At 44.9% G+C, this 25,789-nt stretch carries 26 protein-coding genes; 13 read left to right on the top strand and 13 right to left on the bottom strand.

Going from position 1 to position 25,789, the window contains the following annotated elements; translation table 11 throughout:
- Positions 1 to 297 precede the first annotated feature (297 nt).
- Complete coding sequence (locus tag E5S67_RS33930) at positions 298 to 429, bottom strand: hypothetical protein (RefSeq protein ID WP_281363510.1); 132 nt, start codon at positions 427 to 429, stop codon at positions 298 to 300.
- A 300-nt stretch (positions 430 to 729) separates the two neighbouring features.
- Here E5S67_RS33930 and E5S67_RS02505 point away from each other — a divergent pair, with 300 nt between their 5' ends.
- The 8 genes from E5S67_RS02505 to E5S67_RS02470 all read left to right on the top strand — a co-directional run bounded on the left by E5S67_RS02505 (position 730) and on the right by E5S67_RS02470 (position 10,855).
- Positions 730 to 1,023, top strand: a complete 294-nt coding sequence (locus E5S67_RS02505) for an IS110 family transposase (protein WP_172185150.1) — start codon at positions 730 to 732, stop codon at positions 1,021 to 1,023.
- Positions 1,024 to 1,147: 124 nt separating this feature from the next.
- A complete protein-coding gene (locus E5S67_RS02500; protein WP_172185148.1) occupies positions 1,148 to 1,588 on the top strand; it encodes a transposase in 441 nt (146 codons plus the stop codon).
- 573 nt (positions 1,589 to 2,161) lie between these two features.
- Complete coding sequence (locus E5S67_RS02495; protein ID WP_172185146.1) at positions 2,162 to 3,352, top strand: glycosyltransferase family 2 protein; 1,191 nt, start codon at positions 2,162 to 2,164, stop codon at positions 3,350 to 3,352.
- Positions 3,353 to 3,426: 74 nt separating this feature from the next.
- Positions 3,427 to 4,845, top strand: coding sequence for a glycosyltransferase family 2 protein (locus tag E5S67_RS02490; protein ID WP_172185144.1), 1,419 nt, complete (start codon positions 3,427 to 3,429; stop codon positions 4,843 to 4,845).
- Between the two features lie 30 nt (positions 4,846 to 4,875).
- Positions 4,876 to 5,406, top strand: coding sequence for a hypothetical protein (locus E5S67_RS02485; RefSeq protein ID WP_172185142.1), 531 nt, complete (start codon positions 4,876 to 4,878; stop codon positions 5,404 to 5,406).
- Positions 5,403 to 6,194: an ABC transporter permease gene (locus tag E5S67_RS02480; protein ID WP_172185140.1), complete on the top strand. Its 792-nt coding sequence runs from the start codon at positions 5,403 to 5,405 to the stop codon at positions 6,192 to 6,194. The genes E5S67_RS02485 and E5S67_RS02480 overlap by 4 nt, the downstream gene beginning before the upstream one ends.
- Positions 6,195 to 8,267, top strand: coding sequence for a Wzt carbohydrate-binding domain-containing protein (locus tag E5S67_RS02475; protein ID WP_172185138.1), 2,073 nt, complete (start codon positions 6,195 to 6,197; stop codon positions 8,265 to 8,267).
- Positions 8,268 to 8,428: 161 nt separating this feature from the next.
- Entirely contained in the window at positions 8,429 to 10,855 is a 2,427-nt protein-coding gene (locus E5S67_RS02470) for a sulfotransferase (protein ID WP_172185136.1), read from the top strand.
- Positions 10,856 to 10,910: 55 nt separating this feature from the next.
- Here E5S67_RS02470 and E5S67_RS02465 read toward each other — a convergent pair whose 3' ends face one another.
- The 5 genes from E5S67_RS02465 to E5S67_RS02445 form a co-directional block, all read right to left on the bottom strand.
- On the bottom strand, positions 10,911 to 12,131 hold the full coding sequence (locus E5S67_RS02465; protein ID WP_172185134.1) for an NAD(P)/FAD-dependent oxidoreductase: 1,221 nt from the start codon (positions 12,129 to 12,131) through the stop codon (positions 10,911 to 10,913).
- Positions 12,132 to 12,138: 7 nt separating this feature from the next.
- Positions 12,139 to 12,507, bottom strand: a complete 369-nt coding sequence (locus tag E5S67_RS02460) for an aspartyl protease (protein ID WP_172185132.1) — start codon at positions 12,505 to 12,507, stop codon at positions 12,139 to 12,141.
- A complete protein-coding gene (locus E5S67_RS02455; protein WP_172185130.1) occupies positions 12,504 to 12,821 on the bottom strand; it encodes a hypothetical protein in 318 nt (105 codons plus the stop codon). Before E5S67_RS02455 ends, E5S67_RS02460 begins: the two co-directional genes overlap by 4 nt.
- A 108-nt stretch (positions 12,822 to 12,929) precedes the next feature.
- On the bottom strand, positions 12,930 to 14,840 hold the full coding sequence (gene dxs / locus E5S67_RS02450; RefSeq protein WP_172185128.1) for a 1-deoxy-D-xylulose-5-phosphate synthase: 1,911 nt from the start codon (positions 14,838 to 14,840) through the stop codon (positions 12,930 to 12,932).
- A gap of 454 nt (positions 14,841 to 15,294) precedes the next feature.
- A complete protein-coding gene (locus tag E5S67_RS02445) occupies positions 15,295 to 15,513 on the bottom strand; it encodes a hypothetical protein (protein WP_172185126.1) in 219 nt (72 codons plus the stop codon).
- Between the two features lie 135 nt (positions 15,514 to 15,648).
- Between E5S67_RS02445 and E5S67_RS02440 the strand changes: the two genes are divergently transcribed.
- Genes E5S67_RS02440 through E5S67_RS02430 form a run of 3 tightly spaced genes read left to right on the top strand, consistent with a single transcriptional unit; the run spans position 15,649 to position 16,314 of the window.
- Entirely contained in the window at positions 15,649 to 15,861 is a 213-nt protein-coding gene (locus tag E5S67_RS02440; RefSeq protein WP_172185124.1) for a helix-turn-helix domain-containing protein, read from the top strand.
- Between the two features lie 10 nt (positions 15,862 to 15,871).
- A complete protein-coding gene (locus E5S67_RS02435) occupies positions 15,872 to 16,084 on the top strand; it encodes a helix-turn-helix domain-containing protein (protein ID WP_172185122.1) in 213 nt (70 codons plus the stop codon).
- A gap of 17 nt (positions 16,085 to 16,101) precedes the next feature.
- On the top strand, positions 16,102 to 16,314 hold the full coding sequence (locus E5S67_RS02430) for a helix-turn-helix domain-containing protein (RefSeq protein ID WP_172185120.1): 213 nt from the start codon (positions 16,102 to 16,104) through the stop codon (positions 16,312 to 16,314).
- 149 nt (positions 16,315 to 16,463) lie between these two features.
- Here the strand turns inward: E5S67_RS02430 and E5S67_RS02425 are convergent, their stop codons facing one another.
- Positions 16,464 to 18,551, bottom strand: a complete 2,088-nt coding sequence (locus E5S67_RS02425; protein WP_172185118.1) for a thioredoxin domain-containing protein — start codon at positions 18,549 to 18,551, stop codon at positions 16,464 to 16,466.
- A gap of 127 nt (positions 18,552 to 18,678) precedes the next feature.
- Here E5S67_RS02425 and E5S67_RS02420 point away from each other — a divergent pair, with 127 nt between their 5' ends.
- Positions 18,679 to 20,253, top strand: a complete 1,575-nt coding sequence (locus E5S67_RS02420) for an outer membrane protein assembly factor BamB family protein (RefSeq protein WP_172185116.1) — start codon at positions 18,679 to 18,681, stop codon at positions 20,251 to 20,253.
- A complete protein-coding gene (locus tag E5S67_RS02415; RefSeq protein ID WP_339382873.1) occupies positions 20,250 to 20,894 on the top strand; it encodes a 2TM domain-containing protein in 645 nt (214 codons plus the stop codon). Before E5S67_RS02420 ends, E5S67_RS02415 begins: the two co-directional genes overlap by 4 nt.
- Positions 20,895 to 21,083: 189 nt before the next feature.
- Here the strand turns inward: E5S67_RS02415 and E5S67_RS33075 are convergent, their stop codons facing one another.
- The 6 genes from E5S67_RS33075 to psbV all read right to left on the bottom strand — a co-directional run bounded on the left by E5S67_RS33075 (position 21,084) and on the right by psbV (position 25,647).
- Positions 21,084 to 21,626 carry a hypothetical protein gene (locus E5S67_RS33075; protein ID WP_246276591.1) on the bottom strand — a complete coding sequence of 181 codons (543 nt, stop codon included), beginning with the start codon at positions 21,624 to 21,626 and terminating at the stop codon, positions 21,084 to 21,086.
- Between the two features lie 123 nt (positions 21,627 to 21,749).
- Entirely contained in the window at positions 21,750 to 22,178 is a 429-nt protein-coding gene (locus E5S67_RS33070; RefSeq protein ID WP_246276590.1) for a hypothetical protein, read from the bottom strand.
- A 222-nt stretch (positions 22,179 to 22,400) separates the two neighbouring features.
- Positions 22,401 to 23,405 carry a CHAD domain-containing protein gene (locus E5S67_RS02405; RefSeq protein WP_172185114.1) on the bottom strand — a complete coding sequence of 335 codons (1,005 nt, stop codon included), beginning with the start codon at positions 23,403 to 23,405 and terminating at the stop codon, positions 22,401 to 22,403.
- A gap of 539 nt (positions 23,406 to 23,944) precedes the next feature.
- Positions 23,945 to 24,283 (bottom strand): cytochrome c6 PetJ, encoded by a 339-nt coding sequence (petJ, locus tag E5S67_RS02400; RefSeq protein ID WP_172185112.1) that lies wholly within the window; start codon positions 24,281 to 24,283, stop codon positions 23,945 to 23,947.
- A 125-nt stretch (positions 24,284 to 24,408) separates the two neighbouring features.
- Positions 24,409 to 24,909 carry a photosystem II cytochrome PsbV2 gene (gene psbV2 / locus E5S67_RS02395; protein ID WP_172185110.1) on the bottom strand — a complete coding sequence of 167 codons (501 nt, stop codon included), beginning with the start codon at positions 24,907 to 24,909 and terminating at the stop codon, positions 24,409 to 24,411.
- Between the two features lie 249 nt (positions 24,910 to 25,158).
- On the bottom strand, positions 25,159 to 25,647 hold the full coding sequence (psbV, locus tag E5S67_RS02390; protein WP_172185108.1) for a photosystem II cytochrome c-550: 489 nt from the start codon (positions 25,645 to 25,647) through the stop codon (positions 25,159 to 25,161).
- Between the last annotated feature and the right edge of the window lie 142 nt (positions 25,648 to 25,789).

Genomic DNA, 25,789 nt, shown 5'->3' with positions numbered 1-25,789 from the left:
TTTGACCCCGCCCAAAAACGGACACAAGTTTCCGACAGTAGTCGCCAGCCACCCAAAGTTGTAGACTCTTGTTCTAGTTCCCAGATTCATCGGGAGTAAATCTCAAATCGTTCGACTCAGCGCGACTCGGCTGAGTGCTCGCCGAACGTTTGAGCCTAGTCGCGCTGAGCGTCGAACGTTTCGGCGAAGTCTCACACCGAAGTCTCAAACCTCAAATCTCACATCGCCTGACTGCCCCATAATAGGTTTGTTTACTCCGCTCATTGACTAGGGGACAAAACGATACGTTCTTTTGTTTTACCCCCAACACAGCCACATCAATTCCGACAATAGATGATATTCATCCTGTAAAAATACCACTAACTTGCCAGAAGTAATCTCGGCTCGGTGAGTGTCCAACCCACCTGTAATGTGCTGTTTTTTTATCATTGCTGGGTCTTATTTAGGGTTGCGTTTTTAAGTTTTTTTCAGCTAATTCGTGCCTGGTTAAACTTTGTGGAATAGCTTTGTGTGGAGTCAAATACCACATCGTAGTTCTCAAATATGTATCCTTGCAGTTCAGTGATATTCCAGTTTTTTGACGGCAGCCAGCAAACGACTGCTGCGTTTTGCGCAGATTGTAAATAACCGACTGAACCTCGTCTATCTACCAGTTTCAGACGGAACTTACCCCGTGTGCGGGGTAAGTTCCGTCTGAAACAACTTCGTGTACTCAAACTCCCTGATTGCATGGAAGTTACTAGCATTTACGGGGAAGCCTTAGCCGAATTCCTCCATTTTGCTGGTTATCAGGTTAGTATCGTCAATCCTGCCAGGATTAAAGGGTTTGCTAAAAGCGAACTTTTGCGAACCCAAGCCGACTCCGTAGATGCGACACTGATTGCTCGTTTTTGTGCATCTGTTAAACCCTCATTTTCGACACCTACTGCACCAGAAGTTAAGGAATTACAAGCTAGCTTTGCGATCGGTCGAATCTGCGATCGCAATGTCAACTCAATAACAGAACCGTCTGGAAACAGCTAGATCAACTGTTGCTTCCCTTACGCTAGCATATTTGGAGTATCTTAAACAGTAATAACAACCGATAAAATAACTGATTAGTGACCATTTTGACCAAAACCCCCATTTTAAAAAAAAGGGTGAAATCTTGACCTCAATTCCCGGAATTGGTGAACAAACGGCATCCATATTATTACCGTACATTGGTGAGGTTTTTGATTGTGAGAATGCTTGGAAATTAGCAGTTTATGCAGGCTTCACTCCCTGCGAATGCAATTCTGGGACTTCTATTAAAGGCAAAACTCGTTTCTCATACGCCGGCAATATCCGACTGCAAAAAGCTTTGTATTTGCTGGCTGTGGTGGCGATGCCCTGCAATCCGTTACTCAAAGCAACTCGCTGTGCGATTATTGGGTTGTGGAAAGGTCAAAATGCAGGTGATTGGTGCAATGATATCGGAAGTTGGTGCATTTGGCTTTTGGGATTTAAAAATCCCAAAAGCCTTTCGACCCCAATTATGCGATCGCTACCGGTTGACAGGTCAAGACAGTATCTACAAGACCATAGAAAATATTATTGTTTTTTGTGATGTTCTACTTGGCATGGGGATTTATTCCCAAAAATTAGTATTTCATTTACTGCATCTATATTATCGCAACGGACTTGGGATTGCTAGAGAACTACTACTCGCGAAAGTTGGAATTGCGAGAGTTTTTAATTGTTTGGTATGTTGTCGAGCATAGTACCCGATCGCAATTAAAGCTGAAATGAGTGAGAAGCGATCCCACAAACCCGGTTTTCTCAAAAAATCGGGTTTTTAGATGTGGCATTAATGGCGAGGCTTGCTAGCGCAACGGCTGCCTATAGCATCTGCAATTGACACAAGCCTCAACGAGCGCTCGTTTTTGACGGCAAATATAATGTACGAAAAAAACTTGACATCAGCAGGTCATCGAAAGTTAAAATATGAATAACAGCAATAACAAAAATGAGGCTTTATGTTTGATTCGCAAGCCGGGTGCGACAAGTATAGCATTAATAAATTGCTATCTTATAAAACAATTTTGGCTAAAAAACATCCGGGGAAATACGGATTATTTATGAGTTTTTCACAATCTAAAATTTAGAATCTAAAATCTACAATCTTAAGATGGCATAACTCATGGCAACAGCTATTCTTGACCTGGAAATCTCCAAACTTCCGCCCGCAATTACGGTTGAGGAGCGTTACAGCAAAGCTTTGGTTTTAATTCGACTGCACGGAAAACCGATCGGCCAAGCTCTACTTTCGGTAGTCAGAGGTAGCATTGAGGGATCTCAATTGCAGGAAACACTGATGAATGCTGCGGGGGAGAATCTTTGGAAAAATTGGCTCTACGATTCCCTCGCATGGGACGAACGCGGGTCCCTGCAGGCAATCCCGATCGCCACAGTAGCGGTTTGCACGCGCGATCGCCCGGAAGATTTGCGGCGCACTCTTGAAGCGTTTATGCAGCTCCCAGACGACGGTCAGGAATACTTAGTAATTGACAATTGTCCCGCCACGGACGCTACCGAGGAACTGGTCAAAAATTACCCAAAAGTCCGCTATGTTCGCGAAGACGTACCGGGTTCCAGCGCTGCCCGCAACCGAGCTTTACGCGAAGCTAAACACGAATTCGTAGCCTTTACAGATGACGACGCGGCCCCCGATCCCAACTGGCTGCGATCGCTCTTGTGGAATTTTAGCGATCCGCGAGTGATGTGCGTCACTGGGCTGCTGATGCCCTTGGAACTAGAAACCGAAGCGCAAGAATGGTTCGAGCGCTATAGCCCCCACGGGCGGGGCTTCGAGCGCCGAATTTTTGACGGGGCGCACTGCAACCCGCTGGTTGTCGCTCCTGTGGGGGTTTCGGCGAGTATGGCTTTGCGGAAAAGTTCGATCGACTGTATCGGCTTGTTTGACGAGGCTTTAGGGGCGGGAACGCCCACTGTCGGAGGGGAAGACTGTGAACTCTTTGCCCGCATTTTGCGCGCGGGCTACTGCATCGTCTACGAGCCGAGAGCTTTGAGCTGGCACCGCCATCGGCGCACCTGGGAAGAATTGCAAAAAACGCTCCAAGGCTACGGCATCGGAGTCTATGCTTTCTGGACGCGGATGTTTGTAATCAACAGGGAATTCAGTGTGCTGCGGTTAGCTTGGGGATGGTTGCATTCCAAGCAAATTCCTGAATTATTTGCTTCTTTGCGAAAGCAACCCGAGTCGATTCCGAGCGATTTGCTGTTGGCTCAACTGCGAGGCTGTGTCAGTGGGCCGATGGCTTATTTTGCTTCTCGGAAGTGGTTGCAAGAAATTAAGGGGAGCAATGAATAGGGAGTTTTAGATTATTTTTAACCGCAGATGAAAGCAGATGAAATGTAGATGAAGTTAATTTTGGTAATGTAAATATGGAAAATTTGACTGTTAGCGTAATTATTCCCACTCACAATCGAAGTTCTTCGCTGCGGCGGGCTTTGGATGCTTTGCACTCGCAAACTTATCCGATCGAGCTGATCGAAGTTATTGTAGTGGCAGATAGCTGCATAGACGATACTTTGGCAATGCTACAAGACTACAAAGCTCCGTTTAAACTGCACGCGCTCGAGGTAAATTGCCGGAGTGCTGCCATCGCCCGCAATACGGGAGCGGCTTCGGCTACGGGGCAATTGCTGCTGTTTCTCGACGACGATATCGAAGCCCTGCCGCCTTTGGTTGAAAGCCACGCGCGCGCTCACCGAGAGCGTCCGGGAGCGGCTGTCATGGGCCCATATCCGCCTAAGTTGCACGGAGGAACTAGACTTTTTGACGTGGAAGTGCGATCGTGGTGGGAAGACAAGTTTTATCAGATGAGCCAGCCCGGTCACCGATTTACTTATAAAGATTTGCTCAGCGGCAACCTTTCTTTGGATGCAGAACTGTTTGCTCGTCTTGATGGCTTTGATTCGGCTTTCGGGAACTGCGGCGGGGAAGATTACGAGTTTGGGGTGCGTTTGCTGAAAGCTGATGTACCTGTTGTTGTGGCTGCTGAAGCAGTGGGCTATCATTACGAACACGAAACCAACAATATCGATCGCTCTTTCCGCCGATTTCGTCAGGAAGGGCGATCGGATGTTTTGATCGGCCACCGACACCCGGAACTTAAACCGACACTGCCGATAGCAGCCTACGAAACTGCTTACTCGCTGGTAGATAAAATTCTGGTAGCTGTCACGTTTTTCTGCCCGGCTGCTGTGGATTGGCTGGTTCTGGGACTGAGGAAATCCCTTGATTTACTCGAAAGCTTGCGGATGCGGGGAACTTGGCGGTGGTTGCGGGCAAAATTGCGCGGTTATTGGTATTTGCGGGGTGTTATCGATGAGTTGAAAAGTAGATCGGCAATTTCTAGTTTTATGCAAGGAACCCCGACCCGCGGCGATTTGGGCGGACATGAAATTAACATCGATTTGGAGCAAGGTTGGGAAGCTGCAGAAAGCCTGCTGGACGCGGAACGACCGGCTGGGGTTTACCTGTATTACGGTCAACAGGAAGTAGGCCACATTTTTCCGCAAGCGGGCGCGGAACCGCTGCGAGGCGCTCACTTGCGATCGATTCTGGCGCTTCACTTTGCCGAACCCCTAGCTCGGGCGATCGGGGTTAACGGTATGCCCTGCAAGGCTGAAACGATCGAAGAAAAGCCTTTAGTTGCTTTTAAAATGTACGAATTAGCAATTAATAAGTATGTCGGGGACTTTAAACTCAAAACTCCAACCTCAAAAGTTGGGAAATTGGAAAATTGGGAAATTGCAACTCAAAACTCCCAACTCAAAACTGAGAACTTTTCTCTCTAGTTCCCGCTGCACTATTTTTAGGAGCAACTTATGGCAATAAAAGTAATGGAAATTGAGTTGGCCGAACAGATTAATCCGATTCAAAAACTCGGAAAATATGAAGGATTTCGCATTTTAGTTCGCTACCGGGGACGACCTCTGGGCTGGGCTGATGTTAGTAACAGTCCCTGGGAACAAACAATTGCGACAGATCGAGTGCCACAAACAATTGTGGATAAGTTAGGCAAAGAGTTCGTGCGATCGACTTTGGTAGAGCTCTTCGGCCAGGAACCAGCAGCAGTTTCCCATCGCCACCTGCCGTCAATGAGCGTTGTCATCTGCACGCGCAACCGCACTGTGCCGCGGCTGGAAATTTGGAATTTTGTTTGCTCTCACTGGCTGAACAGGATGCTATTGCGTCGTTTGATGATTCCTGGCCAGTTGACCTGCAAATTGGTAGTGAGTGAGTTGCTGGGAGTTCTGCAAAGTCCTTTTGCTTACAGGGAAGCGCACTTGCAAGCCCAGTGTTTGGCTGCGGTTCTTGGGGTTGAACCGCTGGTATGTGCCGGAGGTGTGCGGTGAGAAATGCGGGAACGCTGGTTTATCGGCGCAAAATTGCTCATTGGTTCGATTTGCTGCGGGTGTTGGTCGATCGCGATATGAAATTACTTTACAAGCGATCGACCTTGGGGATTGCTTGGACTTTAATCAGTCCGCTGTTACAGTTGGCTGTATTTTCCTTTTTGTTTCGCTCTGTCGTACCCCTTAATATTCCAAAATTTTCTTCCTTTGCTTTCAGCGGCTTGTTAATCTGGAATTGGTCTCAAACGGTATTATTTAAATCAACGGCATTAATTACCAATCATAAGCCACTAATCAGGCAGCCAAATTTCCCCCCGGCAATTTTGCCGGTAGTCGCGACGACGACGGGGCTCATTCACTTTTTCTTAGCATTGCCAGTGTTACTTATCTTTCTGGCAATTGATGGCGTTCCTCTGAATGCAGTGCTCTTGTTGTTGCCGCTGCTGATGATTATTCAGTTTTTCCTAACAGTTAGTTTTGCTTATCCCCTTGCCGCTTTGAATGTCACTTTCCGCGACACTCAGCACACTTTGGGAGTAGTTTTGCAGATGCTGTTTTACCTGACTCCGATTTTCTACGACATCAGCAGCGTCCCGGAAAAATTTAAGATTTTTTATTACTTAAATCCAATGGTGCCCCTGATTGAAGCTTACCGCGCCATACTTCTTAAAGGTATGCAGCCGGATTGGTCGGCTCTGTTAATTTTGAGCTTGGCTGTGGCGGCTCTTTTACCCATCGGACTGGGAATTTTTAGACGGCAAAGCGCTCATTTTGTGGAGGAAGTGTAAATGCGTGAAGCAATTATTGTCAAAGGTTTGGGTAAGCGTTTTAACCGCTACTCTACCGCGAAACCTTATACGATTATGGAAGCCGCTTTGTCCGGTTGGTGGAAGCTGAAGCCGGAGGCGAGTTTTTGGGCGCTGCGGAATATAAATTTTACTGTTTCTCCTGGCGAAATGCTGGGAATTCTTGGCAAGAATGGCGCGGGAAAATCAACGCTGCTGCAACTTGTCGGCGGTATTTGCCGGGCTGAGGAAGGATCTATTAAAGTTAACGGCAGAATTGGCGGCTTGTTGGATTTGGGTGCGAGTTTTCACTCGGATCTAACGGGCAGAGAAAACGTGTTTGTGGGTGCGGTGGTGGCAGGTTTGACTCGCCGGGAAGTGGCGCGCAGGTTTGACGATATTGTGGAATTTGCAGAGTTAAAACAGTTTATTGACAGCCCGACGCGGACTTACAGTACGGGGATGAAAATGCGGCTGGCTTTTTCGGTGGCGGTGCATACCGATCCCGAAGTGCTGTTAGTTGATGAACATTTGTCGGTTGGTGATGTGGCTTTTCAAACTAAATGTTTGAATAAGATAACTGAGTTTAAGAATCAAGGATGTGCGATTGTTTTGATTTCTCACACCGCGTCGCAAATTCAGAAAATGTGCGATCGGGCTTTGTGGCTGAAATCAGGTGAAATCGTGGCTTATGGCGAACCAGAAGTGGTAGTCGGTCAGTATTTGTCAGAAATGCGATCGTCCACATCAAATCGCACTCCCCTGCGTGCTGCTGAAGCTACGAGTAGCGGCTCGTCACAGGGAGGTAATCAGAATCGCTTCGGTTCTATGGAAGTAGAAATTACCGATGTTCAAGTGTTGCCAGATTCAGAAATAGATAGCGGTGATGCTATTAGCATTGAAATTCATTATTCGGTGTCGCAGGAAATTTCTGCTGCTATTTTTGCCGTGACAATCAGCAGGGAAGATGGTCAAAGCTGTTTTGAGACTAATACTAATCAAATGGGCAGACTGCTGCCGCTGGTGAAAGGGAAAGGCAAAATCCGGCTGCAAATCGACAGGCTGGATTTAGGAAACGGTCAGTATTACGTGAATGCTGGGGTTTACGAGGAAACTTTGGCTTACGCCTACGATTATCATTGGCAGGTTTATCCGCTGTACGTGCGATCGACTGTCAACCAAAAAACGATTCTTTGTCCGCCGTACCGTTGGGAATTTGAGGGCAAAATGCCGCTTCGGGATTTACCTGAACTAGCCTCTCTTACTTACGATTTGGATAAGAATAATCCCGGCTACGCCAAGATTTCGACTCAGTTGAAAAATCAGCAAAAACCTGACTTTTTAATTGTTGGCGCTCAAAACGGCGGCACGGAATATCTATACAGCAATCTCGAAAATCATTTGCAAATTATTAAAGAAGGTTCCCGGGACATTCACTTTTTTGATTTGAATTTTGAGCGTGGTGTTGAGTGGTACAGCAAGCAGTTGACGCGGAGTGTCGCGGGTGACAAGGTGCTGCTGTGGGAGATGACTCCTTACTATATTTATCATCCTTTGGTGGCGGAGCGAGTTTACAAGTGTTTCCCGGATGTTAAGCTGATTGTGATGCTGCAAAACCCGGTAAAACGAGCATGGATGCACTATCATTTAGAAGTGGCAAGTGGCTGCGAAAAGTTGGACTTTGAAAAGGCGATCGCTTCTGAACCTGATAGACTCAAAGGTGAGATTGAAAAAATCCAAGCTGATGAAAATTATTACAGTTTTAATCACCAGCATTATTCCTATTTGTCGCGGGGAATTTATGTAGAACAAATCAAAAATTGGCTCGACTATTTTCCGAGGGAACAGTTGCTAATTCTCAAAACCGAAGATTTTTACGCAAATACCGACAAAGTATTTTCGGAAGTATTGAATTTTTTGGATATTAGTGCGAGTGCAATTAAAGAATATCAAATAAATCATATCGATCGCTACAGCCAAATGCCGCCAGAAATCGAACAAAAATTGATAAATTATTTCAAACCTTACAATCAAGAACTTTCGGATTTGTTGAAAGAAAACTATAATTGGAGTTAGGAAAAAACTTTTAGTATCTGGAATAAAAAATAAAAGTTTATCAATGATTTCTAATAAATAATACATAAATCATAGGAGTTTCTTCTCTTCATCTGTGCAGTTAGCGCTCTCTTCTTTTAATCAAAAAAATCTAATTCACAAACCATTTATCAGCTATAAAAATGAAACGGATATTTTTACTAGGCTGTCCGAGAAGCGGCACAACCATGCTTCAAAGTTTATTAGCCGCTCATCCTGAAGTTATTTCTTTTCCTGAATCTAAGTTTTTTCATTATTTACTGTACAATAAGTTTGCGGGAAAGTTGCCAGGTAGGATGGAAGCTTTTTTTAAGGATGAGATTAATCGCCCTGAACTTTTACAAGATTTTGATGATAGTCAAACTGTGGCAACTAAAGTTAGTTGGTTTGTCGGAGTTTTGGATGGTTTGGCTGCGGAACAAAACAAAAGTATTTGGTTGGAAAAAACGCCGGAACACATATATTTTATTGAGGATATACAGCGCTTTTTGCCGGATGCTAAATTTATACATATTTTGCGAAACAGTATGGATACAATAGCTTCTCTGCATGAGGCTACTAGGAGTTCTCATGATTTGTGGGGGCCAGGTTGGGATTTAAACCACTGTATTACTCGCTGGAAAGAGGCGATGTTAATTAGTCACAAATATGCTAAAAAATCTAATCACATATTAGTCAAATATGAAGAGATTGTAGATGATAAAGAAAAAAAATTAAAAGAAATTTGTGATTTTATGGGCGTTGCCTATGATGAAAAAATGCTGAAACTTTATCAAGAAAAAGCCGTTAACCTCAGTTTAAATCTACCTTGGCACCAAGGGATTGAGAGAGAGGTTCAAAGTAATAAGGTTCACAAATATCATAAAATTTTTACGAAAAATGAAATTAAATATATTTTAGATAAGATTAAGCGAGTCAAGGGTGAAATTGCCTGGAAAGTTACGGTAGAAGTGAGCGAACCAATTTCCGATATTTGCGATATTCCGCAAATATGCGATCGCCTGTGCTGTACGATCCAACTAGAAGGAATTAAACTCGGTATTATTGAATTGCCGATTTGCGATGGCATGGTTGCGACTTCGGTTTTGGCGGATGCGATCGCAGCCCAGTTTGCTTGGCCCATTCTCGATCGCTTCTTTCAACGCAATCGCTGCGAAAAAGGTAATAAATTGTGGGAAACTTTGCTGGAACCATTACACAAAAACAATGACTGGACGCTATTTTTGCAAGAATTATGGGGGCGTCCGCATTGGCATTTGGAGGATTTCTACAAGCCAGAAATAGCAGAGGAAGTCGCAACAATTACCCTCGAAAAAGATTTGATTGTCTTAGAAGTTAGCGAGGATTTTGCTAATATACAAGTTGAGCTTTCTGAAATTGACGTGCTGGTGAAAGTAGGCGGCGTTGCTGTCGGTATTGTCAGTGTTGCTGTGGAAAATAATTTTGTTTCTGCTCAAAAATTGCGATCGACAATTACTCGAAATAGCGGTTTTGAGTTGTGCGTCGCGAGCGTGCGAGAAGCTTTGCTGGGAAAACCGCTCAACGGCAAGCAATCGCTGCGATCGCGCTTAGCCTCTTGTGCTAAACAAAGGTCTGATTTGCCCGACTCGTTGAATGCACCGAGTGCTGGGGGCATTTACCCGCCAAATGCGGCGATGTTCGGCAGGCGATCGGGTGCGATCGGGACGAGTGTCAGCCGCCGGGCCGCACTCCCTGCGGCGGCGCTGCGGGAAATCGCGTCAGCGGCGGCAATTGCGGGGGAAACAACAATGGAAATTGCCTCAGAAAACGAGTTTCCAAAGCAAGTATTTTACGCACCGGAAATTATTGGGCGAAAATCGCCGTATGGGGAAGTTTCTCACTCGGTGAAACCTCAAGTTTTTGACAATCATAGCGTTACACAAAGGCTGCCCATTCTCGCCTACCGTCGCATTTCTCCTGACGGTTTAGACGCAGTTACTCCGCAGGTTTTAGAACAACAATTGCAGTATCTCAAAGATCGTGCTTATTATAGTGCGAGTTGGGAAGATTGGCGAAGTGCGAAACTGGATAAAACTCCTTTACCCGGTAAAGCTGTATTGATCACTTTTGACGGTGGCTATCTCGACTTTTTCCAATATGCTTGGCCTCTGCTAAAACGCTTTGATTTTACAGCGACTGTTTTTCTGGTAGCGGAGTCGATAGGAAAGACAAATAGTTGGGAAAAAGCCGAATTTGAAGAAGTGCAGTTAATGGGATGGCCGGAAATTCACCAACTGCGGGATGCAGGGATTGAATTCGGTTCTATGTCTGCTACTTATCAACCTCTAACTGCATTGTCGCCGACAGAAAGTGTGCGGGAGGGGGCGAAATCCCGTGCTATCTTGGAACGAGAATTAGAAAAATCTGTTAAATGTTTTGCCTATCCTTACGGGGATGTCGATCCAATTGTAGCGCATTTAATTGGAGCGACTGGGTATACTTTTGGTGTATCATATAGGTCAAATTTTAGCAGTTTTGACGATGATTTATTGTCGCTGCCGCGCATTCAAGTTACAGCAGAAAAATTTTTATGGCAATTAGGTTTGTAGGGTGCGTCAGCCAGCGAGATTTTCCCCTCAACCCAAATTTCTCAACTGGCGCACCTTACAAGTGAAATCGCTTAATCAATCCCTTGATTTTCCGCTGCAAATAACCGCCTAACCCTCTGGAAATCTTCTCAAACTTATAATAAAATAAAATACCCATAACATCTTCTGTTTTCATATACTTTAAATAAGAAATCATTTTATCTGTCAGTTCATCATTAACATCATCGATATATTTTCTCACAGCCAACCTTTCCGAAATATTCCATTTTTTATCAAACTTGCGGTGCATTTCCGTCTCATAATCCCGAAAATCTGAGATTTTACCCTCCAAATACCTTTGAATATATTTCCCCGCTATTTCCGCACCATCCATCCCGTGTCTAATTCCTTCGCCACCTAAAAAATTTACTGTCGAGACACTATCGCCGATCGCAATTATATTATTTATACAATAAATATCTTTCAAACCAGGACTGTACTTCAGTGTCGAACCGTGTTTGTCAATAATTTGATAATTTTTTGACTTCAGATATTCATCAATCAGTAAATCAATATATTTTTTCAGCGGTGACAAATGCCTCACCGTTTTCGGATCTAAAAAAATGCGACCCGCACCCACTTTCAGCCTGTTCTGTTCCATTGGGAATATCCAGGAATAACCCTTCGGCATCCATTTATCGCCCAAAAAAAAGATTAAATCACCGCTGTATTTATTGTAAACTTCTGGCTCTACTTCAATTAAATATTCGATGCCGGTTCCCGACAAAAAATCTGGCTTATCTTTCTCTTTTTCGTACATAATCGCCCTAGCAAAGCCAGTAGCATCAACCAATACTTTCGTGCCAACTTTGATAACTTGACCGTCGGATAACTGTTTAAATTCTACTGTTGTTTCGCCCTTGGCTGGTGAATGTCCGGTGTAACGATAACCAAGCCAAACTTCACCGCCAAATCGCTCAACTTCGCTGGCTAGAAATTCTCTAAATTTAGCAAAGTTGAGAACAACTCCCAAGCTTTCGGGAGACTCCCAACTTTGACTGACTTTGCTAGTTTCAATAGTAAGTTTGTGCCAAAAACTGCCGATAACGGATTCAGGTAAATCAAATTTAGAGAGGGTTTCTAGAGGCGTGGCGGCGCTGGAAAAGTCATTTTTATTAAAATTGTCGTTTTGCTCTGCCAGCAAGACTTTGTGGCCGGATTGGGCTAGGATTCTCGCGCAGTGACCGCCTGCTGGGCCTGCTCCTACTATTACTATGTCAAAACTTTTTAAATTCATTTTGATTTTAACTCGCTCCCAATGTCAAAACACCCGCAGGCATATCAACTACTAAGCGCCGATTTTTCAGCCACTGGCGACCGATTAAAATTTCCGGTACTCCCTCACCCACATGAACGGGAATGTCAAATTCTAGGTACTCAATACGCACTTTTCCTACATAAAGTTCAAAATCAAATTCTCCCTTAGCTGTTCGCATTTTTTCTTGTTTCACATATGTCCAATCAAGTCCCTCTAAATCCTGACTGTCCATTGCTAACCAGCCAGAAAAACCTGTATCAAGCAGAGCATCAACAGGTAATTCTAAGCCGTTATCAGCAATCAGTTCAAGTTCAAAAAATAGCTCGTCCTCATCACCAAATCTTCCTTGAATCATATTGTGCCACAAACTCCGGTTTCATTGATCCGAAAAACGTGCAATTTAGCTTTCGGGTATTTCTCATGGGCTATGTTTGCAACTTGCATATCATCTTTGTCTATAAAATATTCCCCGCTGTCGGGTTCAACGGCCATGTACCAGTTGTAGTGAGTGTCGATTAATTCTGGTTTAAGGCGATCGAAAATTGGTTTGCAGCGCTGATAAAATGTTTCTCTTTCGGCTCGCCACTGGGCTTTTTTTTCTTCTGACCACTGAATTTCTGGGAACAGTCTTCCCCGCCGCACGGTACGATTTGGTTTCACGTTAGTCATTGTTTTTTCTCCCTTATCCTCAAATCTTCCTTCAATCATGCTGCTCTTTCACTGTCATAGATCGGATATCGAAGAGTAAGGTGCGCTAGGCGCACCCTACAATTCTAGCTATTTCACGCTAACAGGTGACTGTTTGCGGCTGAATGTTGCTAAGATGCGATCGACCATTTGCGGTGGAGTTAGCCCTAAACTGGCAAATGATTGCTCTGGCGTTGCATGATCTACTAATGTATCCGGTACGCCCAGCCGCATCAGCGAAACGAGGACATTATTGTCGAACAAAGATTCGGCTACTGCTGAACCAAAACCGCCCATCAAACAGCCTTCTTCTAAAGTGACAACTCGCCCGATTCGCTGTGCTAAAGGCAAGATTAATTCGGTGTCCAAAGGCTTGACAAAACGCGCATTGATTACAGTGGCTTCAATGCCGTGTTCGCTCAGCATCTCGGCAGTTTGCATCGCCGGATAAACCATTGAACCGTAACCCAATATCAGCAAATCATCGCCGTTGCGGAGAATTTCGGCTTTGCCGATCGGCAACTCTTCCCAACCTTCTTCCATCAGAGGCACGCCGTAACCGTTGCCGCGCGGGTAACGCATGGCGATCGGGCCGCTTGTGTGGTTGATTCCCGTGACTATCATCCGCTGCAATTCAGCCTCGTCTTTGGGTGCCATAATTGTCATATTTGGCAGACAGCGCAAGTAGGAAATATCGTACATTCCTTGGTGGGTGGGGCCGTCAGCACCGACAATGCCGGCTCGATCCAAACAGAAGAAAACGGGCAAATTTTGGATGCAGACATCGTGAACTATTTGATCGTATGCCCGCTGCAAAAAGGTCGAGTAAATTGCTACAACGGGGCGCATTCCTTCGCAGGCTAAACCAGCCGATAAAGTCACGGCGTGCTGTTCGGCAATGCCGACATCAATGTACTGTTTAGGCAGTTTTTCCTGAAGTTTATCCAAACCTGTTCCGGTTGCCATTGCAGCGGTAATGCCGACAATTTTTGGATTATTTTCTGCTAGCTTGACTAGGGCGTGGGTAAAGACTTTCGAGTAAGCAGGAGGCTTGGGTTTTGTAGAGGGAATGCCTTTGCCGGTGGCTAAGTTAAAGGGATTTTGGGCGTGATATCCTACTTGGTCTTTTTCGGCGATCGCATATCCTTTGCCCTTCACAGTCACAACGTGAACTAGCACCGGGCCTTGGATGGTATGACCTTGTTTGAAAGTGGCAATTAACTCTTCCAAATTGTGTCCGTCTACCGGGCCCATGTAAGTAAAGCCCAATTCTTCAATTACGGCTCCAACTTTCGAGACTGCCAAGCGTTTCATCCCTTCTTTGAGGCGTTCCATTTCTGGGGTAAAAGTTTCGCCGACAAAGGGAATATGTTTGAATTGTTCCTCTAAGTTATCTTTGAGAAATTGCACCGGCTGCGAGAGTCGCATCTTGTTCAAATAGCGGGTAATCGCGCCGACATTGGGCGAGATTGACATCTCGTTGTCGTTGAGCACTACCATCAGATTGGTTTTCGGCATATGGCCCGCGTGGTTGATCGCTTCGAGTGCCATGCCGCCAGTCAATGCACCGTCGCCGATGACTGCTACAGTCTTAAAGTTTTCGCCCTTGAGGTCGCGCGCCATCGCCATCCCTAATGCTGCTGAGATGCTCGTGGAAGCGTGACCGGCACCAAAATGGTCAAATTTGCTCTCGCAGCGCTTGAGATAGCCTGCAACGCCGTCTTTTTGGCGGAGGGTGTGGAATTGGTTGTAGCGGCCGGTTATCAATTTGTGAGGATAAGCTTGGTGGCCGACATCCCAAGTAACTTTGTCGCGATCGAGGTCAAGTGTTTGGTAAAGTGCTAAGGTCAGTTCCACTACACCCAATCCGGGGCCGAGGTGCCCGCCGCTGGCTGCTACAGTTTCTAAATGCTTTTCTCGAATTTGTCGGGCAATTTGTTCGAGTTGATGAATCGAGAGACCGTGTAATTGGTTTGGGTGAGTCAGTTCGCTCAGATGCATATTTTAAAATCTTGCTCCTGTGAATCAGGACGAATCCTTAACAGATATAGGTTTGGCTTGCGACGTTGGGTACGCGCAAACGTTAGAATAGTTTAACGGTTATTTGAGAAAAATTGTTAGGCGTAAGATTTTTGTTATTTTTGGTCTGGTAATTATAGTTAATAACTTGTGTGCCGTCAAGATAAAAAAAGCTTATGTTGTTAGTTGCTAATGGCTAGTTGTTAGCTGCATGGGGATTCTTAAGCATTTAAAGCTAAAAGCCCACCTAAAAAAATAGAATACTCAGATACCCCACTTCTTTAAGAAGTGGGGTATCTAACAGAAAAACGTTTGACGTTTAATTAGAGCGACTTACTTCCTTTTTGTCAGGAAAGGACGAGTTCCCTTTTCTATTAATCGGTTTTCTAGTTAAAACAAAAAAGGATCTCGCTCCCATCAATTACAACATTTGCTCTCATTGAGCCGATCGAACTTCTGGCAATTTCTCTGCCCCAGTCGTATCAAATACGATCGCGTGTTTGGCCGCCGGCAACAACCGCCGTAAAATCTGGAGATATCCCTCTGCATCGCCTCGGCGGTGGAACCTTGCCACAACCAATCGCTGCATATTTGGCAATTGTCGCACGATACACCAGGGATGAGTGTTTAATTTGGGCTTTGATGTTGGTATCATAGGGTAATCCTTCCCCGCGTTAGCGGAGAGTGATAGAAAAGGCGATCGCCCTTAAGTTTTCCAGGCTAGGAGGGCGATCGTTTTCAGTGTACATAGCTATTGTATGTTGCATACGCATCAATGTCAAGCTAAAGCATGGGATATGTTAGACTGCGGATTCGAGAACTAGCTGAGCAAAAGGGTTGGACTCTAAAGCAAGTTGCCGATCTATCGGGAGTGAATTACAACACTGTTAGAAGCTACGTTCAGCGCGATGCTTTGAACACGGCCGATATTTCTGCTGTCTACAAAATCGCCCGCGCCTTCGATGTGACTATGGAAGATTTAGTTGAGGTTTTGGAAGATTGAGGGCGCACAAATGGGGCGAGTTAGGCTAAAGATTCGAGAATTGGCAGAAGAAAAGGGCTGGACGCTGCAAGATGTCGCCGAGCGCTCAGGGGTTAATTACAACACGATTAAGGGTTATGCTAGACGAGATGACGGCATGAGTATGGTATATCTGAGTGCCGTTCAGAAGATCGCCCTTGCTTTTGACGTAATGATTGAAGATTTGGTCGAGTTTTTGGAATAGTAGGGGCGATCGCACTAATGGGCTACGTTAGACTGCGGATTCGAGAACTAGCTCAGCAAAGAGGTTGGACGTTTAAAGAAGTTGCCGATCGCTCTGGAGTCAACTACAACACGGTAAAAAGCTACGGGAGGCGGGATGCTTTAAACACAGTCGATCTCTCTGCTGTCTACAAAATAGCCCGCGCCTTCGACGTGACAATGGAAGATTTAGTTGAAATTTTGGAAGATTGAGGGTTCACAAATGGCGCTCATCTAACAACTAACGTAGGGTGCGTCGCCGCCTGAAAACATATCAAAATAAGCTCGATAATCTCATAGGCGACGCGCCAGACAAAATGCGTCGCCTGAAAACTAAGAATCTCGTAAACCCGCTCCCCGTGCTAAACTCGGGTTTGACTTTGCCAAATTTCTGCCAACAGCCTCTCTTGACTTTTCGCCGGTTCTTTGCAAGTCAAACACTCGCAAACTAACCCAATAACCCCTTCAGGCAAATCAGCCTCAATCTGACAGACAGCAGTCGGATAATACTGGGAAATCAACCCCGAAATCTGGTCGGGAGTCGTGCGAATTAGGGTAGAATGCTGATACCAATCGAGAGCAGAAAGCAAACTCGGACAAGCTTGCGGAGAATCTTGTACAATACTGCTGAAAGCTTGCAAACCTTGCTCCGCGCGATCGAGATATTCCAAATTTTGCGCCAACAGTGCGAGACGAACCAAAGAGGCGATCGCAATTCCATTCGCCGCCGGAGTTGCGTTGTCTATATAGCTGCGTTCTCGCACCAACAAATCTCCGCTAGCATCCTTAGCAGTATTGTAATATCCTCCCAATTCCACGCTCCACAAAAACTCATCAAACTCTTCTTGTACCTGCACAGCTTTCTCCAACCAAAACTGAGAATTTGGCAACTGTTTTGCTTCTTCCCCCTTTCCTAAAGTCAAACTCGCTTGATGCAAATCCAACAAAGCTTTCACAAACAAAGCATAATCTTCCGACTGCGCGGTTACAGCAGATTTTCCGTCATAATTCAACCGCTGAAATCGCCCATCCGTCCACTGATTCTCTAAAATAAAATTAGCCGTTGTCATAGCTAATTCCAGATATTCCCAATTGCCAAAAACAGCCGCAGCGCGGGCTAAACCCGAAATCATTAAGCTATTCCAAGCAGCAATCATTTTCGTGTCAGTTACTGCGGGAATTCTACCCGGCCAACTGTCATTTTTAGCTTCTTGATTGTTGCGGGCTGGGGGAAAAGTTTTTACAGTATCGGGATTGCCACCGTAGCGAACAGCAAAGAGTTTAGCCAAAGCCGTTTCTACCGTGTCGCTCAGTTTTCCCGGATGGCGGCGCTGCAATACATTTTGACCTTCAAAATTGCCGCTGCGACTAACAGTAAACTGGGCTTTAATTTCCGCCAGTTCCTCAGCAGTTAACAGTTGTTCTAGTTCGGCATAAGTCCAGACATAAAATGCTCCTTCTTCCGGTTCAACTTCTTCAGAAGTGTTAAAGCTGTCCGCATCCTGTGCAGCATAAAAATAGCCTGTCGGCGCGGTCATTTCTCGCTTCAACCATTCTACTGTCCCCGCGATCGCAGTTTCAAAAGCGGGTTCTTGTATTCCCGCGCTCCACAAATTCGCCAAATATTCAACAATTTGACCGTTGTCGTAGAGCATTTTTTCAAAGTGTGGCACAGTCCAAGTCGCATCAACCGTATAGCGGTGAAATCCGCCTCCTACGTGGTCGTAAATACCGCCCAATGCTAAGTCTAATCCGCGCTGAGTGCAGACTTGTTTGCTGTCGTATTTTGATTCAAAATTAAATCGCGTTCCCCGCAGTGCTAGCTCAGCATAAGGTATCATCGGAAAGCTGGGGCCGGGGTTGCTGCCGGCAATAATTCCGGTGGTAAGTTCTAAGCCTTTTTGAAAAACTTCGCGATTTAATTCGGCGGTTAATCCTGACAGCGCTGCCGACTGTTGGAGGTTGCTTAAAATCTCTGCTTTGAAGGCTTCTACTTTTCCTTTTTCTGTGTCGTAAAAGCGGCGAATTGCTTGCAAAACTTCTAAAAATCCCGGTCGTCCGTAGCGCGGTTCTACGGGAAAATAAGTGCCTCCGTAGAAGGGAACTCGCTCGTCTGGAGTCAAAAAAACGTTGAGCGGCCAACCGCCTTGACCGGTCATCATTTGCAAGGTTTGCATATAAATGCTGTCGATATCCGGGCGTTCTTCGCGATCGACTTTTATCGGTATAAAGTGCGAATTCATGTATTGAGCGATCGCGCGATCGGAAAATGCTTCTCCTTCCATCACCGTACACCAGTGGCAGCTAGAGTAGCCAATTGACAGGAAAATCGGTTTATTTTCGCTTCGGGCCGCTTCCAAAGCTTCGTCGCACCAAGGCCACCAGTCGATCGGATTTTCGGCGTGTTTCCGCAGGTAAAGGCTTTGGGATTGAGCAAGACGGTTGACCATAATCAAATCCACTTTCACTCGTACTGGGTAAGCTTGTCAGTTCTCTAGCAGTTTAGCGCGAGATGTTTTAATTGAGTTGTTGCTGATAATTGTGTTTTAATGTTATGGCTGATTATCTCGATTTAACATGAGTTTATCATCTCGGAGAACCTTCAATCAACAGCTCGGACAATTTTTGCTGAGCGCCGCTGTTCCTCCTGCTGTTCTCAAACTGTACCAAACTGCCTCTTCGGAACAAGCTTTATTAGAAACTAATCTTAACAATTCTCTGGCAAAAGCTGAGCCAGAAATAGAATTATTAGTCCCGACATTTTTAGGTAACGACAAGCGCCGTTTCTACGGCAGAGGTGTTCCGAAAAGTTTGAAGTTAATCGACAAATTTCAACTCGGCAGCGGCCGGACTTTTCTGGGAAGGCGGTCTGTAGTTTGGAGCGGCGCCGGTTGGACTGGACAGCCGACAATTACCAGAGACGGGGGGAAAACTTATTTAATTATAGGTGCTTACGACCACAATTTGCGCAAAATAGATATTGCTACAAATAAAGAAGTTTGGCGCTATAAATTTGATGATATAATTAAAGGTTCATCAACGATTTATATCGATGAAAAAGCCAGCTCCGAAAACAGAATTGTGATTTTGCAGGGAAGCCGCAGTGGCGGTGGTGGCAAAAATGTCGTGCCGAGTTTTAGGGCAATATCTTTTAGAACTGGCAAGGAACTTTGGAAATTGGACATCAGGAGAACGCCCAGCTACAGCCGGGATAATGACAGCAGCGCTTTGGACATCGGCGGTGGCGTTTTGTTCAATGCGGGGGAAAATGCGATCGGCTATTTTCTCGATAGTTCCACAAGCCAAGCAAAAATTAAACAAGGAATCAAGCAGCCAAATATCTTGTCGGAAGTACAGCTTTATGCAGCAGCAGATATCAGCAAGCACGGCGGAAACTTGGTAGCGGAATCATCGCCATCGAGGCTCAAAGATAGAATATTTATAGCTGCTGGTTCCGGTCATATTTACGGTATTAGCATTGAAACTAAAAAGATAGTCTGGGATTTCTATACGGGTTCTGATTTGGACGGAAGTGCTGTAATTTCTAAATCTGGTAAACTGTTTTGTGCGATTGAAAAACAATACATTCAGGGCAACGGCGGAGTGCTGAAGCTGAATCCAAACAAGGAGCCGAATGCCTGTGTTGAATGGTTTTTCCCGACGGGAAATCGCCGACTTTCTAGCTGGGAAGGCGGAATAATTGGCTCGGTGGCGTTGAATGACGAGTACAATCCAGGTGAGTTTCCGGCCCTGTTTGCCACAAATGCGATCGACGGCAACTTATACATCGGTTCCCAAGATATGGTTACAGGCAAAAAAATTGCTGTACCTTGGCGGAAGCAGTCTTACGATACTCCGGTAATAGTATTTAAAAAAGCGATTGGTTCTTCAATTTCTACTCCGATTTTTACCGATGGCAATAAACTGATCAGTGCGGGATACAACGGTGTTTATTTGTTCAATTTAAATTGGGAACGAGCGAAGTCTGGGGATCAGAATGCTTTGAGAAATGCTAAAGGCGAGTTTTACCGTTTGAATGTAATAGAATCGGGGAGATTTAAACCCGGTTTATCATTTGAGGCGACACCTGTAGTTTGGGACGGAATTGTGAGGGTTTGTGCGAGGGATGGCTGGATGTATACTTTGGGGTGAACTACCTACACGGTTGGCGACTGTGGGAAGTGCGATCGCCTCCTCATTTTCCGGGTGTTGAAATCCGCCAATGTCACTACCTGCCGTTTAACTGCGGTTATCTCTATCATAGAAATGATGTCAGGAATTATAGGAAACTTGTTATGGCGACAAATGAAAGTCAAATAAATCAAATTTACGGATCAGAGGATGCTCAAGGTATTTTACAGCTTGCGATCGCGCGGCGCCAGGATGAAGGGGAATTATCCAGAGTCCAGCTTTTCGAGATTGCGGCGGAATTGGGCATTTCCGAACAGGATATTCTGGCGGCGGAACAGCAATGGTTAGCAACTAGAGGAGAAGTTCAAGAAAAGCTGGTTTTTAACACTTACCGTCGTCGCAAATTGCAGAAAAATGTGACCAAGTACGGCATTATCAATACTTTTTTAGTTTTGTTTAATCTAGCAGCAGCGCACGAGCTTTCTTGGTCGCTTTTTATTTTACTAACGTGGGGATTAGGATTGTCGCTGAATGCTTGGAATGTTTATCAAACTGAAGGGGAAGATTACGAACAAGCCTTTCAGCGGTGGCGTTTGAAGAAACAGGTCGGACAGTCGATCGGCACTGCGACGAATAAGTTTATGAAGTGGTTGCAGTCGTGATTTTCTCTTAAGAAAAAAGCGATCGCTTTTTCTTGAGATCAACTCCCGCCAATAAAAAGAACTAGCCAACTCTAACACATCTGCCGGAGAGAAATCGGGCAAATGATTAATAAATGCTGTAATTTCCTCCGATAGTTAAATTAACTCTGACATTCTTAGCCGCCCTTCTATCGCCATTTTTATACATCATTAGTTGGTACTTTTGGCAATTATTTCCAAAATCCTCACAACAAAGTTGTGAGGGAGTAGCTGATCGAAAGCAGCGCGAGATTTCCGGCAGACCTGAGCAAAATCCTCATCCGAAAGTTTATCGTGAAAAGCTTGGATATAATCTCCAATCCGATGCACTTCCGAAAAAGGAACGATAACGCAAAAATCTTCCCATTTCATCCCTCTCAACTCCGGTAACAATCTATTGGTATCAATGAAAACCGGAATTCTTCCTGCTGACATCACCTCCAAGAGCTGGTAACAGCCATTATCGTCTCCCCTCATCGCCAAGATATAAGCATTATTCTCGATATTTTCGATATACTCGGCTCTTTGGCGTTTTTTTTCTTCCAATGGCAGACTAAAAAACTCTCCCTTTCTTTCAATCAAAGATGTTTGTAGATTTTTCGCTTTTCGCAATTCATTAATTATTTTTTTTCGGACTAATGCTGCAATCAACATTCGCCTTCCCAAATTCAAATTACGATTAACAGAAAGGTTGCCTGCCATCCAGTTAACCATAGAATCCGAAAAATTAATATAACGTAATATCAGCGAATTTAGTCTGGATGGGTATTCAATATTTCCCACAAAACCGACAGTAGGAATTGATGGCTTTGATATATTTACCTTCTCTCCTAATTCCTAAAGCCATTGGGGCGTAGGTATTGATTTTTCTTTTTTATCATTGTAAGTGGCAGATGCAAAAAATATTTCTCCTTGAGAAGGCTTAAACTCCATACTGTTTGAAAAGGTGACGAGAGTTCGTTGCGATCCTAATACTTGGCGTTTGAATTTATAAAATTTACCTTGCTTCTTAAAGCTATAATAACTTGAAATAAAATGTGGAGTTACCACAATCTTGCCTGCATCTGCCAAGTTTGTAAATCGGTGAATCTTGACTAGATCCGGCAATTTACCCCTGAGCAAATTCCAAAACTGTAACTTTGGATTAGTGTCCGGCGGGCTGAGGTGCATTAGCAGTGGGGCTGGGCGTACACCAGGAAGTAGTAAATCTTCATTGATCCATATTTCCAGAGGTTTGTTAAGTTGGCTACTCATTTTCTTTTCCATGACTAAAGTTTTTGTTTACTTTCAACCAAAATCTTGACAGGCGGGGGACTCTCCCTGTCGGCAAGAATTTTAATATAGGCAATCAAAATTTTAAGAGCAGGGGGTAGGGATACGCGAATCTAGAGCGCCTTACGTTTAATTAGAACGAGCTACTTCTCTGTTGCTTGCAGTTGCGCCCAAACCGCGCCCAAGCTTAACTGCAAACCACTAAAATTCCGACTGCTAATCGACCTTAACAGCATCTTCAACCACAGGATGAATTAATACCGATCGCAAACCTTTCCGAATTTCCGAATTCAAATACCTGCGCTGCAAAAACTGCCATTTTTGCCAAGCTGCGTAGCGATTTTTTGCCAAAATATCAGCCAATTTCGGCAACTCTTTTTTCAGATCGCGATCGACAAAATCTGTCAGAAACTCCCCTAAAACTTCACTGTCTTGAATATCGCCCAAACATTCCTGAACAGCTTTCACATCTTCGACATAAACTTCGTAAGTCTCGCCGTAAAAATCCCCAAACAGATTCATCAAATAGCGAACCCGCTTCGCTTGCTTCCGCAAATCGTGCAGAATAGTTCCCTCCGCTGCTAACTTCTCTTCAACAGCCTCAGCATTCAAATCATCAGCAACTTTAACTTTGCCCTCCTCATATTCCGTTCCCAACAGCCAAGCCGGATGCAGGAAAAACTCACTGACTTGAGGTAACAGTAAATCCGGCAAAACCTCAGCAATTGGCAAATGTTCGATCGCCCGATACTGCGGTTTTTCCAGCCAATCCTCGATCGACTGCTTCAGCGACTGGTAAGTTTTGCCATCCAAAACAGCCCTCACCCCTTTCAAAGCCCGCTGCCGCTGTTTGAGCAAATTCAACAAAGCCTTATCTAAAACTTCCTGTTCGTCAGCCGGCAAATTCGGGTAATAGCGGTTTTGGAGACTTTCGAGCATCACATCCAAATCCCTGAGCGTTCCCAGAACCCGCCCAACCTTACCAATTTTGCGTTCTGAAGCCTCTTTTGGCAAGTCTAAAACCGGAGCAAAACCCGTTACAGCCGATCGCAAACGTCTCAATCCCACGCGCATTTGATGAAGTTCTTCCGCGTCTTTGTCTTTGATAACTTCAGCCTCGTGCGCTACACTTTTGCGGAAATATTTCTCAATCGCCTCTGAGGCTGCGTCTCCGAGAGTTTTAACTTGACTTTTAACTTTTGCTGATGTTTTTATATTCATGGCAGGTGTAGAGTCCACTTTGCTGATCGACTTTAATCTCGATTTCAAAGCTTTGCTAATAAGGGGTTATATCCTAGCACACACTTTAATTTATTAACCGCATAAATTATAAATTTTAATTAATTCTCGATCGCACTTGCGACCTCAGAAACCCGGTTTCTTCCTATATTTCTCTAATTAAAACCCAGGATTTTTCGTATAAACCGAGTTTCTAGCCCCCATGTGTAAGCCTTGTTAATGTAAGGTGCTGAACAATTTATCCAAAGTCAGCATTTAGCAATCTCAAATTTCAAATCTAAAATCTTCAATCTTCAATCTTCAATCTTCAATCTAAAATCTAAAATCTAAAATCTAAAATCGAATTACCCTCCCTCGCCCTTGGGCTAATAAAAATCCGATTTCTGGCGATCTTTCCCAAACAGGTTAAGATCGCTGCAAACCGACATTTATTCGCCAAAGAGAGAGAGAGGGTGCGATCGGGAGGACAAGTTTTAAATTAAATCAAGCCCGCCCAGCTTGTCCGACTTCAAAGAGGCAGTTTAGCCTTTCCAGTCTTTCTGAGATTGTTCGAGCACATAGGTTGCTACATCCTCGATTTGTTCGGGCTTCAACTTGGCACCGAAAGCAGGCATAGCATTTTTGCCCTTAGTTACCTGAGTGGTAATAGCCTCGATAGAATTCATGCCGTACTTCTCAAGAGCAGCCGATTTCAAGGTTTTCATGGCCATAACCACGTTGCCGCCACCGATGTGACAAGCAGAACAGTTTGAGCTAAAGATTTTAGCTCCTTTAGCAGCATCTCCTGCCAAAGCAGGGCGGCCAAAGCCGACGGTAAAAATTGCGAACGCTAACAGGGCGATCGATAAGAGTCTTTTCAACGCAGTTCTCCTCTAATGGACACGGAAAGGGTGATTCTTTAGATATTTTACCTGTTAAAACAGGCGCGATCGCGCAGTCGCATCGCGTTCTCCCGAGTAATTTACCACTTTTTTGCAGCGGTAGTTCAACTCTCAAAATTCTCCACGCCCCAGGCCGGAGCTTTCTGAGCGGCCCGGATCACAAAAGCCGCCAAATTTTCGATTTCTGCCTGCGGCATCCAGCTTTCCGGGACTTGGCGGCACCAAAAACTCTCCTCAGTACCGTCATAAGTCATCGGTTCTCTCAGAAACGCCACCAAACTATTGATGTTGTTGCGGGGAGGGGTTGCCCCCTTCAGGTCAGCCAAAGACAGAGATATCGTGGGATCTGGTAAATTAGCTCCTCCGACGTGACAATTCATGCAACTTTGCTCGAACAACACCTTGCCCGCAGACAAATCCTGAGCCGAAAACAACCGAGTATTCCCCTGAGAGTCCAACTCCAAAGGCACAGGTTCGCTGGCTTCTAAATACCTATTCACGTAAGAATCGCCAGCAGCCAAAACAGGTTGAGGAGCCAACAGCACGAGCGGCAAAATAATTAACATCCCCAACAGAAAGCAGACAAAAACACTACGATGCAGCATAAGGGCGTAGAACTGTCAATAATTCACTAACATTTGCTCGCAAAATCGAATTTTCTTGTTTCACTCTGGCTTTCGTCGCCCTCAACCAGTCCACAAGCTTAAGTCGGCGGGTTCGACTGGCGAGAATCAATGAGCAGGGGGTAAATTTTAGATTTCAGATTTTAGATAGAAAAACAGCCAGCCAGCAATCCTTGCCAAACCCCAGCTCCATCCCCAATCCAAAATCCAAAATCTAAAATCTAAAATCGATTAGCGAGCGCCTTTGCCACCAGCCCACTGCTTGGCAACAATTTTCGGCTGCAACAGAATGTGACCGGCAATCGCGTACAAATCGTCATCCGAGAGATTTCTCATCTCAGCGAAAATATCCGCGCTCTTCATGCTCGGATGCACTTCCGAAATTTCCTCAAACCCGTCATAAGTGGTGGGATTTTTCATAAAGTCCACCAGCGACTCAATATTATTCCGGGGCGGGTTGGCCAAAGCCAGAGTTTCCGGGCTCAAATTCAGGTTGGGGTCAGTTTTTGTCATGCCCGCAGCGTGACATTGAGCGCAAGCCGAATTGAACAGGCGTTTGCCTTGCTGAACTTGTTTGAGGCTCAGCACTACCGGAGCACCCTTGTCATTCAAAGTCACAGTGCGAAGTTCAGGACTCAGTTCGACAGCCATCGCACTGCTGACAAATAACTGAAATGTCAAGAATACAGCGGTCAGAGCAATTAAGTATCTTTTAAGCATGGTTCTCCTTAAAAAAATCCGGCAAATTATTGAACGCTAAGAGAGCATAGCTGGCAAACAGATTTCTGTTCAAAATTCCCTCTTTCTGCAACAACTGGCGAAAGTTAGTGCAGCCATACCTTTAAAGGTAGAGGAATTTTGC

This window comes from Microcoleus asticus IPMA8 (genome assembly GCF_013179805.1).
Taxonomy (GTDB): Bacteria; Cyanobacteriota; Cyanobacteriia; order Cyanobacteriales; family Microcoleaceae; genus Microcoleus; species Microcoleus asticus.
The sequence above is the reverse complement of the archived record's forward strand: the minus strand, read 5'-3'. Positions and strand labels throughout refer to the sequence as shown.

Coding starts and splice junctions, on each gene's coding strand:
- E5S67_RS33930 (WP_281363510.1), bottom strand. CDS start 429: ATGATAAAAAAACAGCACATTACAGGTGGGTTGGACACTCACCGAGCC.
- E5S67_RS02505 (WP_172185150.1), top strand. CDS start 730: ATGGAAGTTACTAGCATTTACGGGGAAGCCTTAGCCGAATTCCTCCAT.
- E5S67_RS02495 (WP_172185146.1), top strand. CDS start 2,162: ATGGCAACAGCTATTCTTGACCTGGAAATCTCCAAACTTCCGCCCGCA.
- E5S67_RS02490 (WP_172185144.1), top strand. CDS start 3,427: ATGGAAAATTTGACTGTTAGCGTAATTATTCCCACTCACAATCGAAGT.
- E5S67_RS02485 (WP_172185142.1), top strand. CDS start 4,876: ATGGCAATAAAAGTAATGGAAATTGAGTTGGCCGAACAGATTAATCCG.
- E5S67_RS02475 (WP_172185138.1), top strand. CDS start 6,195: ATGCGTGAAGCAATTATTGTCAAAGGTTTGGGTAAGCGTTTTAACCGC.
- E5S67_RS02470 (WP_172185136.1), top strand. CDS start 8,429: ATGAAACGGATATTTTTACTAGGCTGTCCGAGAAGCGGCACAACCATG.
- E5S67_RS02465 (WP_172185134.1), bottom strand. CDS start 12,131: ATGAATTTAAAAAGTTTTGACATAGTAATAGTAGGAGCAGGCCCAGCA.
- E5S67_RS02460 (WP_172185132.1), bottom strand. CDS start 12,507: ATGATTCAAGGAAGATTTGGTGATGAGGACGAGCTATTTTTTGAACTT.
- E5S67_RS02455 (WP_172185130.1), bottom strand. CDS start 12,821: ATGACTAACGTGAAACCAAATCGTACCGTGCGGCGGGGAAGACTGTTC.
- dxs (WP_172185128.1), bottom strand. CDS start 14,840: ATGCATCTGAGCGAACTGACTCACCCAAACCAATTACACGGTCTCTCG.
- E5S67_RS02445 (WP_172185126.1), bottom strand. CDS start 15,513: ATGATACCAACATCAAAGCCCAAATTAAACACTCATCCCTGGTGTATC.
- E5S67_RS02440 (WP_172185124.1), top strand. CDS start 15,649: ATGGGATATGTTAGACTGCGGATTCGAGAACTAGCTGAGCAAAAGGGT.
- E5S67_RS02435 (WP_172185122.1), top strand. CDS start 15,872: ATGGGGCGAGTTAGGCTAAAGATTCGAGAATTGGCAGAAGAAAAGGGC.
- E5S67_RS02430 (WP_172185120.1), top strand. CDS start 16,102: ATGGGCTACGTTAGACTGCGGATTCGAGAACTAGCTCAGCAAAGAGGT.
- E5S67_RS02425 (WP_172185118.1), bottom strand. CDS start 18,551: ATGGTCAACCGTCTTGCTCAATCCCAAAGCCTTTACCTGCGGAAACAC.
- E5S67_RS02420 (WP_172185116.1), top strand. CDS start 18,679: ATGAGTTTATCATCTCGGAGAACCTTCAATCAACAGCTCGGACAATTT.
- E5S67_RS33075 (WP_246276591.1), bottom strand. CDS start 21,626: ATGGTTAACTGGATGGCAGGCAACCTTTCTGTTAATCGTAATTTGAAT.
- E5S67_RS33070 (WP_246276590.1), bottom strand. CDS start 22,178: ATGGAAAAGAAAATGAGTAGCCAACTTAACAAACCTCTGGAAATATGG.
- E5S67_RS02405 (WP_172185114.1), bottom strand. CDS start 23,405: ATGAATATAAAAACATCAGCAAAAGTTAAAAGTCAAGTTAAAACTCTC.
- psbV2 (WP_172185110.1), bottom strand. CDS start 24,909: ATGCTGCATCGTAGTGTTTTTGTCTGCTTTCTGTTGGGGATGTTAATT.
- psbV (WP_172185108.1), bottom strand. CDS start 25,647: ATGCTTAAAAGATACTTAATTGCTCTGACCGCTGTATTCTTGACATTT.